General features: G+C 66.4%; 16 protein-coding genes. 13 read left to right on the top strand and 3 right to left on the bottom strand.

The window, feature by feature from the left end:
- Positions 1–7 precede the first annotated feature (7 nt).
- The 5 genes from WKW77_RS22935 (at position 8) to WKW77_RS22915 (ending at position 5213) form a co-directional block, all read left to right on the top strand.
- On the top strand, positions 8–1486 hold the full coding sequence (locus WKW77_RS22935) for an efflux transporter outer membrane subunit (protein WP_340359180.1): 1479 nt from the start codon (positions 8–10) through the stop codon (positions 1484–1486).
- 99 nt (positions 1487–1585) lie between these two features.
- Positions 1586–2206 (top strand): hypothetical protein, encoded by a 621-nt coding sequence (locus WKW77_RS22930; protein ID WP_340359179.1) that lies wholly within the window; start codon positions 1586–1588, stop codon positions 2204–2206.
- A gap of 134 nt (positions 2207–2340) precedes the next feature.
- On the top strand, positions 2341–3786 hold the full coding sequence (locus tag WKW77_RS22925; protein WP_340359178.1) for an NAD-dependent succinate-semialdehyde dehydrogenase: 1446 nt from the start codon (positions 2341–2343) through the stop codon (positions 3784–3786).
- Between the two features lie 106 nt (positions 3787–3892).
- Positions 3893–4783 carry a hypothetical protein gene (locus tag WKW77_RS22920; RefSeq protein ID WP_340359177.1) on the top strand — a complete coding sequence of 297 codons (891 nt, stop codon included), beginning with the start codon at positions 3893–3895 and terminating at the stop codon, positions 4781–4783.
- A 130-nt stretch (positions 4784–4913) separates the two neighbouring features.
- Positions 4914–5213, top strand: coding sequence for a hypothetical protein (locus tag WKW77_RS22915; protein WP_340359176.1), 300 nt, complete (start codon positions 4914–4916; stop codon positions 5211–5213).
- An 11-nt stretch (positions 5214–5224) separates the two neighbouring features.
- On the opposite strand, the gene WKW77_RS22910 is transcribed toward WKW77_RS22915, so the two are convergent.
- The gene (locus WKW77_RS22910; RefSeq protein ID WP_340359175.1) at positions 5225–5611 is read right to left on the bottom strand and encodes a hypothetical protein; all 387 of its coding nucleotides are present in this window, start codon (positions 5609–5611) and stop codon (positions 5225–5227) included.
- A gap of 368 nt (positions 5612–5979) precedes the next feature.
- Between WKW77_RS22910 and WKW77_RS22905 the strand changes: the two genes are divergently transcribed.
- Genes WKW77_RS22905 through WKW77_RS22895 form a run of 3 tightly spaced genes read left to right on the top strand, consistent with a single transcriptional unit; the run spans position 5980 to position 7646 of the window.
- Positions 5980–6375, top strand: a complete 396-nt coding sequence (locus WKW77_RS22905) for a hypothetical protein (RefSeq protein WP_340359174.1) — start codon at positions 5980–5982, stop codon at positions 6373–6375.
- A gap of 46 nt (positions 6376–6421) precedes the next feature.
- Positions 6422–7051, top strand: a complete 630-nt coding sequence (locus tag WKW77_RS22900; protein WP_340359173.1) for a hypothetical protein — start codon at positions 6422–6424, stop codon at positions 7049–7051.
- A 40-nt stretch (positions 7052–7091) separates the two neighbouring features.
- The gene (locus WKW77_RS22895; protein WP_340359172.1) at positions 7092–7646 is read left to right on the top strand and encodes a hypothetical protein; all 555 of its coding nucleotides are present in this window, start codon (positions 7092–7094) and stop codon (positions 7644–7646) included.
- An 18-nt stretch (positions 7647–7664) separates the two neighbouring features.
- On the opposite strand, the gene WKW77_RS22890 is transcribed toward WKW77_RS22895, so the two are convergent.
- The gene (locus tag WKW77_RS22890) at positions 7665–8309 is read right to left on the bottom strand and encodes a response regulator transcription factor (protein ID WP_340359171.1); all 645 of its coding nucleotides are present in this window, start codon (positions 8307–8309) and stop codon (positions 7665–7667) included.
- Positions 8310–8508: 199 nt separating this feature from the next.
- Entirely contained in the window at positions 8509–9465 is a 957-nt protein-coding gene (locus tag WKW77_RS22885; RefSeq protein WP_340359170.1) for a LysR family transcriptional regulator, read from the bottom strand.
- 88 nt (positions 9466–9553) lie between these two features.
- On the opposite strand from WKW77_RS22885, the gene WKW77_RS22880 reads away from it, so the two are divergent.
- From WKW77_RS22880 to mmsB, 5 genes are all read left to right on the top strand, one after another.
- Positions 9554–11005, top strand: a complete 1452-nt coding sequence (locus WKW77_RS22880) for an aldehyde dehydrogenase family protein (RefSeq protein WP_340359169.1) — start codon at positions 9554–9556, stop codon at positions 11003–11005.
- Between the two features lie 54 nt (positions 11006–11059).
- Positions 11060–12025, top strand: a complete 966-nt coding sequence (locus WKW77_RS22875) for an ABC transporter substrate-binding protein (protein WP_340359168.1) — start codon at positions 11060–11062, stop codon at positions 12023–12025.
- A 142-nt stretch (positions 12026–12167) separates the two neighbouring features.
- On the top strand, positions 12168–13241 hold the full coding sequence (gene chvE / locus WKW77_RS22870; RefSeq protein ID WP_340359167.1) for a multiple monosaccharide ABC transporter substrate-binding protein: 1074 nt from the start codon (positions 12168–12170) through the stop codon (positions 13239–13241).
- A gap of 88 nt (positions 13242–13329) precedes the next feature.
- Positions 13330–14853, top strand: coding sequence for a multiple monosaccharide ABC transporter ATP-binding protein (gene mmsA / locus WKW77_RS22865; RefSeq protein ID WP_340359206.1), 1524 nt, complete (start codon positions 13330–13332; stop codon positions 14851–14853).
- Positions 14843–16066, top strand: coding sequence for a multiple monosaccharide ABC transporter permease (mmsB, locus tag WKW77_RS22860; RefSeq protein WP_340359166.1), 1224 nt, complete (start codon positions 14843–14845; stop codon positions 16064–16066). Before mmsA ends, mmsB begins: the two co-directional genes overlap by 11 nt.
- The last annotated feature ends 108 nt before the right edge of the window (positions 16067–16174 follow it).

Here is a 16174-nt window from a genome sequence, read left to right as displayed (position 1 = left end):
TGAACCGATGTCCCACTCCACACCCACCCCAGCGCGAAAGCGCATCCGGACGACCACCGCGGCCGCGCTGGCCGCGGCCGCCGTCGCCTTCGCAGTCGGCGGCTGCACCGTCGGCCCCGACTACAGGCGCCCCGAGGTCCAGGCCCCGGCCGCCTGGCGCATCGACTATCCGATGGCCGCCGACGTGGCGAACACCAAATGGTGGGAGCAGTTCGGCGACCCGGTGCTCAACGAGCTCGTCGAGACCGCGCTGCGCGACAACCTCGACGTGCGCGTGGCGGCGGCACGGATCGACCAGTTCATCGGCACGCTGGGCACGGTGCGCTCGCAGTTCTATCCGCAGCTCGCGTACAGCGGCGCGGCGAGCCGCACCCGGGCGAGCCGCGTCGGGCAGCCGCCGATTCCGGAGCCGGCGGATCCGTACTTCACGCTCTACCAGGCGGCGCTGGGCGCGAGCTGGCAGATCGATCTCTTCGGCCGCGTGCGCCGCCTGAGCGAGGCCGCGCAGTCGCAGGTCTACGCGAGCGAGCAGGCGCAGCGTGGCGTGGTGCTCACGCTCGTCGCCGGCGTCGCCACGAGCTACATCACGTTGCGCGGCCTCGACCGGCAGCGCGAGATCGCGGTGGCGACCGCCGGCAACTTCGGCGAGACGGCGCGCATCTTCGACCTGCGCTTCAAGTCCGGCATCGTCTCGAAGACCGAAGTCACGCAGGTGCGTTCGCAATGGCAGCAGGCGCTGGCGTCGATCCCGGTGATCGAGCAGCAGATCGCCGCGGTGGAAGGGCGCATCTCGATCCTGCTCGGGCGCGACCCGGGGCCGATCCCGCGCGGCAGGACCATCGACCAACTCGTCGCGCCGCTGATCCCCGCCGACCTGCCTTCGACGCTGCTCGAACGCCGCCCCGACATTCTCCAGGCCGAGCAGAACCTCGTCGCCGCCAACGCCAGCATCGGCGCGGCGCGCGCGCTGTACTACCCGAGCATTTCGCTGACCGGGCTCTACGGCTCGACCAGCACCGCGGCGGGCAGCTTTCTCACCGGCCCCGCGACCGCGTGGCAGGCCGCCGCGAGCCTGACCGGGCCGATCTTCACCTTCGGCGCGATCGAAGGGCAGGTCCGGTCCGCCGAGGCGCAGAAGGCGCAGGCGGAGCTGGTCTACCAGTCGACCATCCTCAACGCCTTCCGCGACACCAACGATGCCTTGATCGGCACGCAGAAGACCATCGAGGGGGTTGCGTTTCAGCGCGAGCGAGTGATCGCTTTGCGCGAATTCGCGCGGCTGTCGCGCCTCAAGTTCGAAAGCGGCCTGATCGGCTATCTCGAAGTGCTGGTGGCGGACACGGAGCTTTTTGCGGCCGAGCTCGCCTTGGTGGGGCTGACCACCGACCGCTACACGCAGGTGGTCAATGTCTACCAGGCGATGGGCGGGGGTTGGGTCGATGTGGCGGACGCGATGACGCCCCGGCCGGTCGGGTCGATCAAGTAAGGCGACAAAGTAGCACTCAAGTTTTCCTGCGGACTGCCGATAGCCCTTGTGCGGCAGGCACTCGCGGATTCCGGCGAGCCTGCCTCGAGAGGAGCGGGTGTGAGTCTGGGAATTGGATTCGCGGGCGCCGGCGTGCATGCGGCGCTGTCGGGCTTCAATGCCATCGAGGTGCTGGCGACCGCAGGGCCGCTGGCAGGGTTGATCGCCGTCGTCCATGTGCGCACGCGCCGACAACGCCGGCGCATGCTGATGGCCGAGGCGGCGAGCCGTGCGACCCGGACCGTGTTCGTGGACGTGCCCGGCACGGGCGTGTCGGGGCCCGATTCCGTCAGCTTCGAACTCACGCCCCAGTTGCTCGGCTGGCTTTCCGCGGCCCAGAGCGGCGCGCTGGCGGGCATGGACACGCCCGACGCGGTGATGCTCGCGTTCGACGTCGGTGCCACCTGGATCGGACCCGACGGCGATGTGCAGCCCCACAGCCAGCTCGTCGCCACGCGCGAGCGCTTCTACGTCCGCTGGGTGGAAACCCGCTGCCACAGCGACGAGGTCTCGCTGCAGGCGATGCTCGATGCGCACCGGAGCCTGCCGGAGGGCGAGCCGCTGTATTGCGCAATGGACGGGCAGTTCCGCTCCGCGCCCCAGCGGCGGCTGCGCGCGCCCTCCATGCCGGTGGCGCCGAAGACCTTCTACTGGGTGCGCGCCGGCGGGGGCGAGCAGTGACCCGCCGCGGGCGGGCCCTTGCCAAACAGCGCTAGGATTCGTGTTGCGCCCGGCGCCGCTACCGGCGGCGCGGCCTTCGCCAGGTTCGATCCGCTCGAACCGGCACACCCCTCTCACGGATTCAAGGACCCAGCATGACTTCAGCCAGTTATCCCGACACGCGCCTGCTCATCGACAACGAATGGTGCGACGCCGTCAGTGGCAAGACTTTGAATGTGATCAACCCCGCGACCGGCAAGCCGATCGGCAAGGTCGCCCACGCGGGCATCGCCGACCTCGACCGTGCGCTGGATGCGGCGCAGCGCGGCTTCCAGGCCTGGCGCCGGATGCCGGCCAACGAGCGCGCCGCCATCATGCGCAAAGCGGCCGGCCTGGTGCGCGAGCGCGCCGCCGACATCGCCCGCGTGCTTACGCAGGAGCAGGGCAAGCCCTTCGTCGAGGCGCGGGGCGAAGTGCTGGCGGGCGCGGACATCATCGAGTGGTTCGCCGACGAAGGCCGCCGCGTCTACGGCCGCATCGTGCCGTCGCGCAATCTGAATGCGCAGCAGCTCGTGATCAAGGAGCCGGTCGGCCCGGTCGCCGCCTTCACGCCTTGGAACTTCCCGATCAACCAGATCGTGCGCAAGCTGGGCGCGGCGCTCGCGAGCGGCTGCTCCTTCCTCGTGAAGGCGCCCGAGGAAACGCCCGCTTCGCCGGCCGCGCTGCTGCAGGCCTTCGTCGACGCCGGCGTGCCGAAGGGCACCGTCGGCCTGGTGTTCGGCGATCCGGCCGAGATTTCCGGCTACCTGATCCCGCATCCGATCATCCGCAAGGTGACCTTCACCGGCTCGACGCCGGTCGGCAAGCAACTCGCCGCGATGGCCGGCGCGCACATGAAGCGCGCGACGATGGAACTGGGCGGCCACGCACCGGTGATCGTGGCCGAGGACGCCGATGTCGAGCTCGCGGTCAAGGCCTCGGGCGGCGCCAAGTTCCGCAATGCGGGTCAGGTCTGCATCTCACCGACCCGCTTCCTGGTGCACAACAGCATCCGCGACGCCTTCGCGAAGGCGATGGTGAAGCACGCCGAAAGCCTCAAGGTGGGCGACGGCCTGGCCGAAGGCACGACGCTCGGCCCGCTGGCCAATGCGCGCCGCCTGAGCGCGATGGCCAAGGTGATCGAGGACGCCCGCGCCACGGGCGCGACCGTCGCCACGGGCGGCGAGCGCGTGGGGAGCGAGGGCAACTTCTTCGCGCCCACCGTGCTGACCGACGTGTCGCTCGAATCCGATGTGTTCAACAACGAGCCCTTCGGCCCCATCGCTGCGATCCGCGGCTTCGACACCATCGAGGAAGCCATCGCCGAAGCCAACCGCCTGCCCTACGGCCTGGCCGGCTATGCCTACACGAAGTCGATCAAGAACCTGCACCTGTTGTCGCATCAGCTCGAAGTGGGCATGCTCTGGGTCAACCAGCCGGCGACGCCGACACCTGAAATGCCCTTTGGCGGCGTGAAGGACTCGGGCTACGGTTCCGAAGGCGGACCCGAAGCCATGGAGGCCTATCTGGTCACCAAGGCGGTGTCGGTCACGGCGGTCTGACCCTTCGGGGCGGAGCGGCCCGCGCTGTTGCACGGCGCGCGGGGCCGTTCCGCTTCGACAGAGCAGGCACCCGCCTGCGCGCCGAGCTCCCTGCCGTGCGGAAAGAATGTCTTTCATCATGAAGCACTCGATGTTCCGTCGCCTGGCGCTCTGGCTCTGTCTTCTCTTCCTTCCTGCCGGTGGATTCGCGCAGGGCATGCTCGGCAGCGCGGCGGCGTTGCAAGCCAAGCACGCGGCCGTGCAATCCCAGCTTGCGGACAACGTCTTCGGCCGGCCGCTGGTGCTCGAATCGTCGGAGGCTTCGGGGCAGCTCAGCGGGAACATCTTCGCGGTGCTGAGCCATCCGTTCAGCGAAGTGAGCGCGTCCTTGAGCCAGCCCACGGTGTGGTGCGATGTGCTCATGCTGCATCTCAACACCAAGTACTGCGCGGTACGTGGGGAAGGCGATGCCAAGTCGCTGGCCGTCTCGGTGGGACGCAAGTTCGACCAGCCTTTGTCGGAGGCGCAGCGCATCGATTTCGTCTGGAAGCCCTCGACGGTGTCGCCGGACTTCCTGAGCGTGGGCCTCGGGGCCGACAAGGGGCCTTTGTCGACGCGCGACTACCGCATCGAACTCGAGGCGACGCCGCTGCCGGACGGCAAGAGCTTCATCCACCTGAGCTATTCGTACGGCTACGGCGCCGCGGCGCGGATCGCGATGCAGGGCTACCTCAAGACGATCGGCAGCGACAAGGTCGGCTTCACCGCCAACGGCAAGACGGCATCCGGCGAGCCGGACTACATCGGCGGCGTGCTCGGCGTGGTCGAGCGCAACACCATGCGCTACTACCTCGCGATCGACGCCTTTCTCGAGCAGCCGACGAAGGCTCAGCTGCCTCAGCGCCTCGCGCTCTGGTTCGACAGCACCGAGCGTTACGCGCGCCAGTTGCACGAGGTCGAGCGCCAGGACTATCTCACGATGAAGCGCAATGAATACAAACGGATGAGCTCCCAGTAGCCTTGCCACGCAAACCGGAGGAAATGCCGGGAAAACCCCTGTGAAATTTTCACATACACCTGTATCCTGATGTATCTGAAAGGGGGGTAGCCTCTTGGACCTTGATTTCCACCTTCACAAGATTCAGGCCTTGAGCCCCAAGGCCGCCAAGATCGCCTTGCGGACGCTGGATCGCGATCCGAGTGTTCCCACCGAATGGGTGACCGCGCTTCGCCCTGCCCTGGTGGATCGCAGTGGGGAATCGCCGTCGTTCGGCGGCACCGACTGGATGACCCTCGCAGCCATCGAACGGCCCGGCATCCGCCGGCTCACCGAGCGCTTCGAAAACCGCGAACAGCGGCACGCGCGGCTGTGGATCCTGAGCCTGCGCAGTGCTTCGATCCGGCACGATCGCGCATCGCCCGACGAGAGCGTCTACGGCGGGCGCTGACTCCGCTGCGCCTATCTCGCCGCGGCCTTGCGCGCCCCGGGCGAGGATTTGAGCAGCGCATTGCGGGTGCTGCGCAATGCATCGAGCTGCTTGAGTTGTGCCGCGCAATCCGCAGGCGCGGCGACGAGCACGAAAGGGCTGCGCCGCAGCGCCGTGACGGTCTTCTCGACCTCGGCGGGCGGCCGCGTCCTGGAGACCAGTCCGGCAGCGACCACGGCCTTCGACTGCTTGAAGAACGCCTTCTCGTAGGCGGGCGTGCCGCAGCGTGCGGCGATCACGCGGTAGTCCGCCTCCTGTTGCTCGGGAGACAGGGCCGCTGCCGGCTCTGCATTCGTTGTCAACGGCACCGCGATGGCGACTGCGGTGAGCAGCGACTCGATTTCGAAACGTCTCTTCATGCGGGCCTCCCTGCCTCGATGTCCTGGTTGCGCGACTCATCGTAATGCGCGCTCGACACCCTGCGCCATCGACCTTGTGAACTATTCCGGCTCGCCCCGTCATTCCATCGCGCACGGCGCATCCGACGTTGCTCGAATGCATCGCACGCACGATGCGGTGACGCCAATTGCCCCAAGGTGCAAGCGGTGCTGCCCGTCGGGCCGATTTGCAGCCCGCGCGGTGAATCGCAAGATGGGCGCGACACCGTTCCGATGGACTTCATGCTGCGGGCGGGCTACAACACGATCCGGCCAGACGGTGCATCGAAGCCGCACGGTTTCATGCGCATGGTCGATGTCAAATCTTCTTCCGAAGCAAGGGGGCGAGGATGCACAGGAGCGAGGGAATCAGATGGCTGGCGGCTGCCGCGGCGGCGCTGGTCACGATGGCGGCGGACGCGCGCCCGATGGACTTCTACAACGGGATCCGCGACCAGCCGATCACGCGTTTCAGCAAGGCCGACGTCGCGGTCATGACCAGGACGATCAACAAGGCGCTCGACGGCGAAGACGGCGTCACCACCAAGTGGGAAAGCGGCGCCAGCGCCAGCGGCAGCGTCACGCCCTCGAAAGATCCTAAAGGCCGCCCGGACTGCAAGCTCGCGCGCGTGGAGAACCGCCACGGTTCGCTGCAGAACGCCGGCGACTACATCTTCTGCAGGAACAAGAGCACCGCCAAGGGCGCGTCGCCTTGGCAGGTGGTCGGGCCTTGGTCGGGCAGTTGATCCGGCGACCGATCCGATTTTCTTCCCCTCATCAGGAGCTTCATTCATGAATAAGCGCATTGTGGGTCTCATGCTGGCGGTGTCCGCCACGGTGGCGGTTCCGGTCTGGTCGCAGGACAAGCCCCAGGCTGCCCCGCCGGACGCGGCTGCGGTCGTCATCGGCCGTGAGCCGGGCGAGGCGGTTGCGGGGGGAGTCGTCACGCGCTCGGCCACCATCACCAAGATCGATTCCGCGACGCGCGACATCACCCTCAAGCGGCCCAATGGCACCGAGGTCACGATCCGGGCCGGCGACGAGGTGAAGAACTTCGCCCAGCTCAAGGTCGGCGACGTCGTGACGCTGAAGCAGGGCGCGGCGCTGCTGATGGAACTGCGCAAGGCGGAAGGCAGTGGCATCCGCCAGCGCACCGACTGGGTCGAAGTGTTCCTCTCCCAGCCTGGGCAGAGCCCTGGCGTGGCGGTGAAGCACACGGTGCGTGCGGTAGTCAATGTCTTCGCCATCGACCGGAAGAAGAAGACGGTGACGCTGCGCGGCGTGCGCGAGACCCGCAAGTTCGAGGTCGACGATCCGAAGCTGCTCGATTCGCTGAAGGTCGGCGACCAGGTGGAGGCGACGCTGATCCAGGGCGAGGCGCTGTTCGTCGAGCCGGGCGGCAAGGCGGCCAGGAAGAAGTAGGCACTGAAAAAGGCACGAAACATTCCGACGGAGTTGCGTCATGAACCTGCGACTGGTCCTGCTGCTTCGGGGGGCGATCAGCCTGCTCTTCGTGGCCTACCTGCTGATCGTGCCGATCTCCGTCGAAGCGCAGAAGGGTCTGGGACGCAACGGCTACTTCTCGCTCGTGGACGGTCTGATCGGCGCGGCACTGTGGTTCGCGGTGTCCAAGTACCCGCCCGCACGCTGGCTCTCCTCGCTGGTGTTCGCGGATGCGGTGCTGCGCGTCGTGATCGGCGTGTTCGGTCTCGCCAATCCGGGGATCCAGTCGCGCGTGCTCGGCTCGGTGGCCTATTTCGGCGTGGTCATCGTGTTCTGCATCGTGCTGGGCGCGATCGGGATCATCTACGCCTTCACGAAGGGCAGACAGCCCTTGCCCAAGGGCCAGCGCAACGGCGCGCTGCCGCTGTTCATCGTCAGCCTGGCGACGCTGCTGTTCGGACTGGCGCTGATCTTCGGCCTATCGACCGAAGACAGCCGGCGCACGCTCGTGGTCGCGCTGACGGCGGTGGCCGGAATGACCTATCTCGTCGCCGGACTGCGCCTGAAGCCTTAGCCGGTTTCGCGGGCCGGATCAGACGCTGGCCGGCGCATCCAGCTGGACGACCGCGCGGACCAGATCGGCCAGCGAGTTCACGCCCATCTTCGACATGACATGCGCGCGATGCGCCTTGACGGTGCGCTCCGCCGCGCCGAGCTCGGCGCTGATCTGCTTGTTGAGCGCGCCGCTCACCACCATGTCGAGCACCTGCCGCTCGCGCGGGCTCAGCCGCGCATAGCGGTTCTGGAGATCGGCGAGGTGCCGGCGGCTCTTGCGCCGCGCGGCGTCCTCGGCCACCGCCCGGTTCACCACCGACACCAGCGTGTCGCCGTCGACCGGCTTGAACAGGAAGTCCGCTGCGCCGGCCTTCATGGCGCGCAGCGTCTCGTGCACGGTGGCTTGGGCCGTCACGAAGATCACCGGCAGCGGCTCGGGTTGCGTGGCGATCATTTCCTGAAGATCCAGCCCGCTGGGCCCGGGCATGTGGATATCGAGCACCAGGCATCCGGGTGCGCTCCCGATGCCGTCGAGCAGCATCGCGCCCACCGAGTTGTACTCCGCGACATGGTGGCCAGCCGCCTGCAGCAGGCGGCGCACCGCGCGCCGAAAAGCCACATCGTCGTCGATGAGCCGGATGACAGGCATTTCCTCCGCTGGGTTCAAGGTCGGATCGCTCATTCCTTTTCTCCAGTTCAGCGCGGCAGGTTGTTGTTAAGGCTTCGTTCAGCCGTGCCCAGCGCATTCAACACTCAGCCTTGGTGCATGGCAACCCGCCGTTTGGCCTAGTCCGCTGTCAAACGCTTGAAAAATTAATCGTTTTGTACTAAAGGCGCGAGTGGGCGCCCATCCCCAAAAAGGAGGATGTCATGCCGTCGGTTCAGTCCTCCAGGCGCTTGCCGTAGGCCGCGAAGCTCTCTGCCTTCAGCGCCTTCATCATGACCTTCGCCGCGGGAGAGAGCAGGCGGTCGGTGCGGGTGATGATGCCGAAGGCGTCCATGTGGCAGGGCATCTCCACCGGCAGCAGCGCGACGATGCCGTGCGCCGCGTAGTAGCGCGCCACGTCGTACGCCAGCACAGCCACCATGTCGCTCTGCTGCAGCATGCGCGTGATGAAGAGCAGCGCCGCGGTCTCGATCACGTTGATCGGCGGTGCGAGGCCTTCCTCCTGGAACATCAGGTCGAAGCGGTGGCGCAGCACGCTGCCGGCGGGCGGCACGATCCAGCCGGCCGAGACGAGGTCTCGCAGCCCCAGCCCGGTCATGCCGAGCAGCGGATGCCCCGGCCGCACCAGCGCGCAAACCGGTTCTTCGGTGAGCGCCTCGTAGCGCAGGTTCGTCTTGTCGTGCTCGGCGAAGAGGCGTGCGACCAGCAGGTCGAGCTTGCCTTGCTCCAGCCGCTCCAGCAGCACCGGGCTGGTCTCGATATCCAGCGAGACCCGCAGATTGGGATGCTCGCGCTTCACCGCGGCCACCGCCGGCGGCAGCAGCACCAGCCCGGGCGAGGTGATCGCGCCGATGTTGACCTGTCCGGCGACTCCGGCCTTGAGCGCCATCAGTTCGTCGTGCGCCTGGTTGAGGCTCGCGAGCGCGATGCGCGCATGGCGGATCATCGTCTCGCCGTACCAGGTCGGCTGCATGCCGCGCGGCAGGCGATCGAACAGCGATACCTCCAGCACGTCTTCCAGGTCCTTCAGCAGCTTCGAGGCCGCGGGCTGGGTCATGTTGAGGACCTGGGCCGCACGGTGGATGTTGCCTTCCTCCGCGAGCGCGACCAGCAGCAGGAGCTGCCGGGTCTTGAGGCGCGCACGGATGAACCAGTGCGTGTAGTTGGTCATGGGGTTTACCTGAATGCCGGTTCTGATATCGATTCCATCCAAATCTTGATTGGAAAGATATCGGGGCGATTCCTAGACTCGCCCCACCTTGAAACGCAACGAGCTTCAGCAACGCACCCGGCAGTTCATCAACGGCCGATGGGAAACGGGCGTGACCACCGGCATCAGCCGCAACCCGTCCGACACGCGGGAAGTGGTCGCCGAGTACGCGCGCGCCGACCGCAACCAGACCCATTCCGCGATCCGCGCGGCGGCCGATGCCTTTCCGCACTGGAGCCACACCACGCCGCAGCGGCGCGCCGACGTGCTCGACCAGATCGGCAGCGAGATCCTCGCGCGCCGCGACGAACTCGGGCTGCTCCTGGCGCGCGAGGAAGGCAAGACCCTGCCCGAAGCCGTCGGCGAGGCGGCTCGCGCCGGACACATCTTCAAGTTCTTCGCCGGTGAGGCGCTGCGGGCCGGGGGCGAGATGCTCGCCTCGGTGCGTCCCGATGTGCAGGTCGACATCACGCGCGAGCCGGTCGGCGTGGTCGGCCTCATCGCGCCATGGAACTTCCCACTGGCGATCCCCGCATGGAAGATCGCGCCGGCGCTCGCCTACGGCAACACCGTCGTCTTCAAGCCGGCCGAACTGGTGCCGGCTTGCGGCTGGGCACTGGCCGAGATCATCAGCCGCGCGGCGCTGCCGGCGGGCACGTTCAACCTCGTGATGGGCAGCGGCCGCGAAGTGGGGCAGGCGATCGTCGACCATCCGCTGGTCGATGCGGTCAGCTTCACGGGCTCGGTGCCCACGGGCGAGCACATCCTGCAGGCGGCCGCGCGTCGGCGTGCGAAGGTGCAGCTCGAGATGGGCGGCAAGAACCCGCTCGTGGTGCTCGCGGATGCGGACCTCGATCGCGCGGTCGACTGCGCGGTGCAGGGTGCCTATTTCTCGACCGGACAGCGCTGCACCGCATCGAGCCGCCTGATCGTCGAGGCGTCGGTGCACGACGCCTTCGTGGTGCGGCTGCGCCATCGGCTCGCCGCGCTGAAGGTCGGCCATGCACTGGAGCGTGGCATCGACATCGGCCCCGTCGTCGATGCATCGCAACTCGAACAGAACCTCGCCGCCGTCGCCAACGCCACGGAAGAGGGCGCCGAGCACGTCTGGGGCGGCGAGCGGCTCTCGCGCGCGAGCGAAGGCTACTTCATGAGCCCGGCGCTCTTCCTCGCGCGGCCGGAGCATCGCGTCGCGCGCGAGGAGATCTTCGGCCCCGTCGCCTGCGTGCTTCAGGCCGACGACTACGAGCACGCGCTTTCGCTCGCCAACGACACGCCCTTCGGCCTGTGCGCGGGCATCTGTACCACGTCGCTGTCGCGGGCTTCGCATTTCAAGCGCCATGCGCGTGTCGGCATGACCATGGTCAACCTGCCGACCGCGGGCGTCGACTACCACGTCCCCTTCGGTGGCCGGAAGGCCTCGAGCTACGGCCCGCGCGAGCAGGGCCGCCATGCCGCGGAGTTCTACACCACCGTCAAGACCGGCTACGTGCTGGCCTGAGTGATTGCCATAACAACATCAAGATTTCTTTCACCACGTCAACCAGGAGACAACATGAAACTGAACCGTCGCACGCTCAACATCGCTCTTGCCAGCGCGTCCCTTTCTTCGCTGCTGCCTGTCACGGCGTTCGCGCAGAAGAAGATCGTGCTGGGCTTCGCCCAGGTGGGCGCGGAAAGCGAATGGCGCACCGCCAACACCGAGTCGATCAAGTCGGCCGCGAAGGAGTCCGACATCGACCTCAAGTTCTCCGACGCGCAGCAGAAGCAGGAGAACCAGATCAAGGCCATCCGCTCGTACATCGCGCAGAAGGTGGACGTGATCGCCTTCTCGCCGGTCGTCCAGTCCGGCTGGGACACCGTGCTGAAGGAAGCCAAGGCCGCCAACATCCCGGTGGTGCTCACGGACCGTGCGGTCGACAGCAAGGACGAGACGCTCTACGTGACCTTCATGGGCTCGGACTTCGTCGAGGAAGGCCGCAAGGCCGGCCGCTGGCTGGTCGAGAAGATGAAGGACACCAAGGGCGACGTGAACATCGTCGAGCTGCAGGGCACGGTGGGCTCGGCGCCCGCGATCGATCGCAAGAAGGGCTTCGAGGAAATCATCAAGGCCGATCCGAAGTTCAAGATCATCCGCTCGCAGACCGGCGATTTCACGCGCGCCAAGGGCAAGGAAGTGATGGAAGCCTTCCTGAAGGCCGAGGGCAAGAAGATCAACGTGCTCTATGCGCACAACGACGACATGGCGATCGGCGCGATCCAGGCCATCGAGGAAGCGGGCCTCAAGCCTGCGCAGGACATCGTGATCATCTCGGTCGACGCGGTGAAGGGCGCCTTCGAGGCCATGATGGCCGGCAAGCTCAATGTGTCGGTGGAATGCAGCCCGCTGCTGGGCCCGCAGCTCATGAGCGCGGTGAAGGACATCAAGGCGGGCAAGCCCATTCCCAAGCGCATCCTGACGAAGGAAGGGATCTTCCCGATGGAGGTCGCGAAGGCCGAATTCCCGAACCGTAAGTACTGACCCCCAGGCTCGCGCACTTCGTGTCGCTCTCCACCCCCTTTCAGGGGGCGCTGCCTGCGGCCCGGCAGAGCCGGTTCCGCGGCAGCCCACCAAGGGCGGCGCGCTTCGCGGCCGCATTGCATTTCACTTAGAGGAGACTGTTATGAGAAGAGAATTCTTGAAGGCCTTGTTGGGCGGTGTGGCGGCCGTCGTGGTGTTGGGGCTGGGGCCCGTCGCCTACGCGCAGGACAAGGGGCTCGTTGCCATCTCCATGCCGACGAAGTCGTCGGCGCGGTGGATCGCGGATGGGGGGAACATGGTCAAGTACTTCAACGAGAAGGGGTACAAGACCGACCTGCAATACGCCGAGGACGACATTCCGAACCAGCTCGCGCAGATCGAGAACATGGTGACGAAGGGGCCGAAGGTGCTGGTGATCGCGGCGATCGACGGCACGACGCTGTCGGACGTGCTGCAGAAGGCGGCGGACAAGGGGGTCAAGGTGATTGCCTATGACCGGCTGATCCGCGGCTCGAAGAACGTCGACTACTACGCGACCTTCGACAACTTCCAGGTCGGGGTGCTGCAGGCGCAGTACATCGAGCAGGCCCTGAAGCTCAAGGAGGGCAAGGGGCCCTACAACATCGAGCTCTTCGGCGGATCGCCGGACGACAACAACGCGTTCTTCTTCTACAACGGCGCGATGTCGGTGCTCAAGCCCTACATCGACAGCGGCAAGCTGGTGGTGCGCAGCAAGCAGCTCGGCATGGACAAGGTCTCGACGCTGCGCTGGGACGGCGCCGTGGCGCAGGCGCGCATGGACAACCTGCTGTCGGCCTACTACACGAAGGACCGCGTGGACGCGGTGCTGTCGCCGTACGACGGGCTGTCGATCGGCATCATCTCCTCGCTCAAGGGCGTGGGCTACGGCACGCCGCAGCAGCCGATGCCGGTGGTGACGGGGCAGGACGCGGAAGTCCCCTCCGTCAAGTCGATCCTGAAGAAGGAACAGACTTCGACGGTGTTCAAGGACACGCGCGAACTGGCGAAGGTGACCGTCAACATGGTCGACGCGATGATGGCCGGCAAGGCGCCGGAGGTGAACGACACCAAGACCTACAACAACGGCGTGAAGGTCGTGCCGTCGTACCTGCTCAAGCCGGTGAGCGTCGATGCGACGAACTGGAAGCAGGCACTGGTCGACACCGGCTACTACAAGGAAAGCCAGATCAAGTAGCAGCCGCGAAGGCGACGCGGGGCCGGGAGGCATCGGCCAACGGCCCCGCAGGCTCGAAGGAGACAGGGTGAACGATGTGATTCTGGAGATGCGCGGCATCACCAAGACCTTCCCGGGGGTCAACGCGCTGGACAACGTCAACCTCGCGGTGCGCGCAGGCGAGATCCATGCCGTGGTCGGCGAGAACGGCGCGGGCAAGTCCACGCTCATGAAAGTGCTGAGCGGGGTGTACCCCTGCGACTCCTACGCGGGCGAGATCCATTTCGACGGCGAACTGCGCCGCTTCAGCGACATCGCCGACAGCGAGGCGCTCGGCATCATCATCATTCACCAGGAGCTCGCGCTGGTGCCGCTGCTGTCGATCGCGGAGAACATCTTCCTCGGCAACGAGACGGCGAAGCGCGGCGTGATCGACTGGTTCGAGGCCTATGCGCGCACCCGCGAGCTGCTCGCGAAAGTCGGGCTCAAGGAGCCGCCCACCGCACTCATCACCAACCTGGGCGTGGGCAAGCAGCAGCTGGTGGAGATCGCGAAGGCGCTGTCGAAGAAGGTGCGCCTCCTGATCCTCGACGAGCCGACCGCGAGCCTGAACGAAAGCGACAGCGATGCGCTCCTGAAGCTGCTGCTGGAGCTGAAGGCGCAGGGCATCTCGTCGATCCTGATCTCGCACAAGCTCAACGAGATCGCCAAGGTGGCCGATTCGATCACCGTGCTGCGCGACGGCGCGACGGTCGAGACCATGGACTGCCGCGCCGCGCCGATCAGCGAGGACCGCATCATCCGCGGCATGGTCGGGCGGGACATGGCGCACCGCTACCCGGAGCGCGTGCCGAACATCGGCGAAGTCATCTTCGAGGTGCGCGACTGGCGCGTGCACCACGCGCTGCATGCCGATCGCGAGCAGATCAAGGGCGTGAACCTCAACGTGCGGCGCGGCGAGATCGTCGGCATCGCGGGCCTGATGGGCGCGGGCCGCACCGAGTTCGCGATGAGCGTGTTCGGGCGCTCCTACGGCCAGCGCATCAGTGGGTCGGTGCACATGCATGGCAAGGAAGTCGACGTGAGCACGATCGGCAAGGCGATCGCCCACGGCATCGCCTACGTCACCGAGGACCGCAAGAGTGCGGGACTGGTGCTCGAGGAGGACATCCGCAAGAACGTGAGCCTGGCGAATCTTGCAGCCATCTCCGAGCGCGGTGTGATCGACGATGCACGCGAATTCAAGGTGGCGAACGACTACCGGCGCGCGCTCAACATCCGCTGCCCCGGCGTCAACCAGCGCGTGGTCAATCTCTCGGGCGGCAACCAGCAGAAGGTGGTGCTGAGCAAGTGGCTCTTCACCGAGCCCGAGCTGCTGATGCTCGACGAGCCCACGCGCGGCATCGACGTGGGTGCCAAGTACGAGATCTACACCATCATCGATCGGCTCGCGAGCGAGGGAAAAGGCATTCTGATGATCTCTTCGGAACTGCCCGAACTGCTCGGCATGTGCGACCGCATCTATGTGATGAACGAAGGGCGTTTCGTTGCGGAATTCCCCGTGGCAGAGGCTTCACAGGAGAGGATCATGAGAGTCATCGTAGCTTCCGGGAGCAGCGTCCATGCCGCCTGAAGTCGAAGCCGTGAAACCGGCCACCCCCATCACGCCAGCGCCGAGCAGCACCGCTGCCGCCGAGCACGCGGGTTTCATCAAGAACAACCTGCGCGACTACGGCATGCTGCTGTCGCTGATCGCGATCATGGTGCTGTTCCAGGTGCTGACCGACGGCACGCTGATGCGGCCGCTCAACCTCACCAACCTGGTGCTGCAGAACAGCTACATCGTCATCATGGCGCTGGGCATGCTGCTGGTGATCGTGGCGGGGCACATCGACCTGTCGGTCGGCTCCGTGTGCGGTTTCATCGGCGCGCTCGCGGCGGTGCTGATGGTGGAGTACGACTGGCACTTCGTGCCGACTTTCATCGTCTGCCTCATCGCGGGCGGTGCGATCGGTGCGGCGCAGGGCTGGTTCGTGGCCTTCTTCCGGATTCCGTCGTTCATCGTCACGCTGGCCGGCATGCTGGTGTTCAAGGGGCTCACGCTGGCGCTGCTGGCGGGCCAGTCCGTCGGGCCGTTCCCCGAGGCCTTCCAGAAGCTCAGCTCGGGCTTCGTGCCCGACGTGCTCGGCGGCGAGAGCCTGCGCACCACCTCGCTGCTGCTGGGTGTGCTGGCTGCCGGCGCGCTGGTGTTCTTCAAGATGCGCGGCCGCGCACGGCTGGTGCAGCATGGCATGGCGCAGGAGCCCTACGGCTTCTTCCTCCTGAAGAACCTGTTCTTCGCGGGTGCAATCCTGCTGTTGAGCTACCTGCTGGCCACCTACAAGGGCTTGCCTAACGTGCTGATCGTGATGGCGGTGCTGATCGTCGCCTACGACTTCGTGACCAACCGCACCACCATCGGCCGCCGCATCTATGCACTGGGCGGGAACGAGAAGGCGGCGCGACTTTCGGGCGTCAAGACGCAGCGGCTGGCCTTCCTCACCTTCGTGAACATGGGCGTGCTCGCGGCGCTGGCGGGGCTGGTGTTCGCGGCGCGGCTGAACACCGCGACGCCGAAGGCGGGCCTGGGCTTCGAGCTCGACGTGATCGCGGCCTGCTTCATCGGCGGGGCTTCGGCGTCCGGCGGCGTGGGCAAGGTCATGGGTGCGGTGATCGGCGCCTTCATCATGGGTGTGATGAACAACGGCATGTCGATCCTCGGCATCGGCATCGACTACCAGCAGGTGATCAAGGGGCTGGTGCTGCTCGCTGCCGTCTTCATCGACGTCTACAACAAGAACAAATGATGACTCACCCCCAGCCTCGCCCACTTCGTGTGGCTCTGACACACCCTCTCCGGGGGCAATCCCAGCGGCCCGGCAAAGCCGGCTCCGCGGGATTCCTGGTCCTGTCTG

Origin of the sequence: Variovorax ureilyticus, from assembly GCF_037889935.1 — a bacterium.
Taxonomy (GTDB): domain Bacteria; phylum Pseudomonadota; class Gammaproteobacteria; order Burkholderiales; family Burkholderiaceae_C; genus Variovorax; species Variovorax ureilyticus.
This window is presented reverse-complemented; position numbering and strand designations above follow the sequence as displayed.

Excerpts from the sequence above, each read along its gene's own strand:
- WKW77_RS22935 (WP_340359180.1), top strand. The coding sequence starts at position 8 with ATGTCCCACTCCACACCCACCCCAGCGCGAAAGCGCATCCGGACGACC.
- WKW77_RS22925 (WP_340359178.1), top strand. The coding sequence starts at position 2,341 with ATGACTTCAGCCAGTTATCCCGACACGCGCCTGCTCATCGACAACGAA.
- mmsB (WP_340359166.1), top strand. The coding sequence starts at position 14,843 with ATGCCGCCTGAAGTCGAAGCCGTGAAACCGGCCACCCCCATCACGCCA.
- WKW77_RS22905 (WP_340359174.1), top strand. The coding sequence starts at position 5,980 with ATGCACAGGAGCGAGGGAATCAGATGGCTGGCGGCTGCCGCGGCGGCG.
- chvE (WP_340359167.1), top strand. The coding sequence starts at position 12,168 with ATGAGAAGAGAATTCTTGAAGGCCTTGTTGGGCGGTGTGGCGGCCGTC.
- WKW77_RS22910 (WP_340359175.1), bottom strand. The coding sequence starts at position 5,611 with ATGAAGAGACGTTTCGAAATCGAGTCGCTGCTCACCGCAGTCGCCATC.
- WKW77_RS22895 (WP_340359172.1), top strand. The coding sequence starts at position 7,092 with ATGAACCTGCGACTGGTCCTGCTGCTTCGGGGGGCGATCAGCCTGCTC.
- mmsA (WP_340359206.1), top strand. The coding sequence starts at position 13,330 with ATGCGCGGCATCACCAAGACCTTCCCGGGGGTCAACGCGCTGGACAAC.
- WKW77_RS22890 (WP_340359171.1), bottom strand. The coding sequence starts at position 8,309 with ATGAGCGATCCGACCTTGAACCCAGCGGAGGAAATGCCTGTCATCCGG.
- WKW77_RS22875 (WP_340359168.1), top strand. The coding sequence starts at position 11,060 with ATGAAACTGAACCGTCGCACGCTCAACATCGCTCTTGCCAGCGCGTCC.
- WKW77_RS22900 (WP_340359173.1), top strand. The coding sequence starts at position 6,422 with ATGAATAAGCGCATTGTGGGTCTCATGCTGGCGGTGTCCGCCACGGTG.
- WKW77_RS22920 (WP_340359177.1), top strand. The coding sequence starts at position 3,893 with ATGTCTTTCATCATGAAGCACTCGATGTTCCGTCGCCTGGCGCTCTGG.
- WKW77_RS22885 (WP_340359170.1), bottom strand. The coding sequence starts at position 9,465 with ATGACCAACTACACGCACTGGTTCATCCGTGCGCGCCTCAAGACCCGG.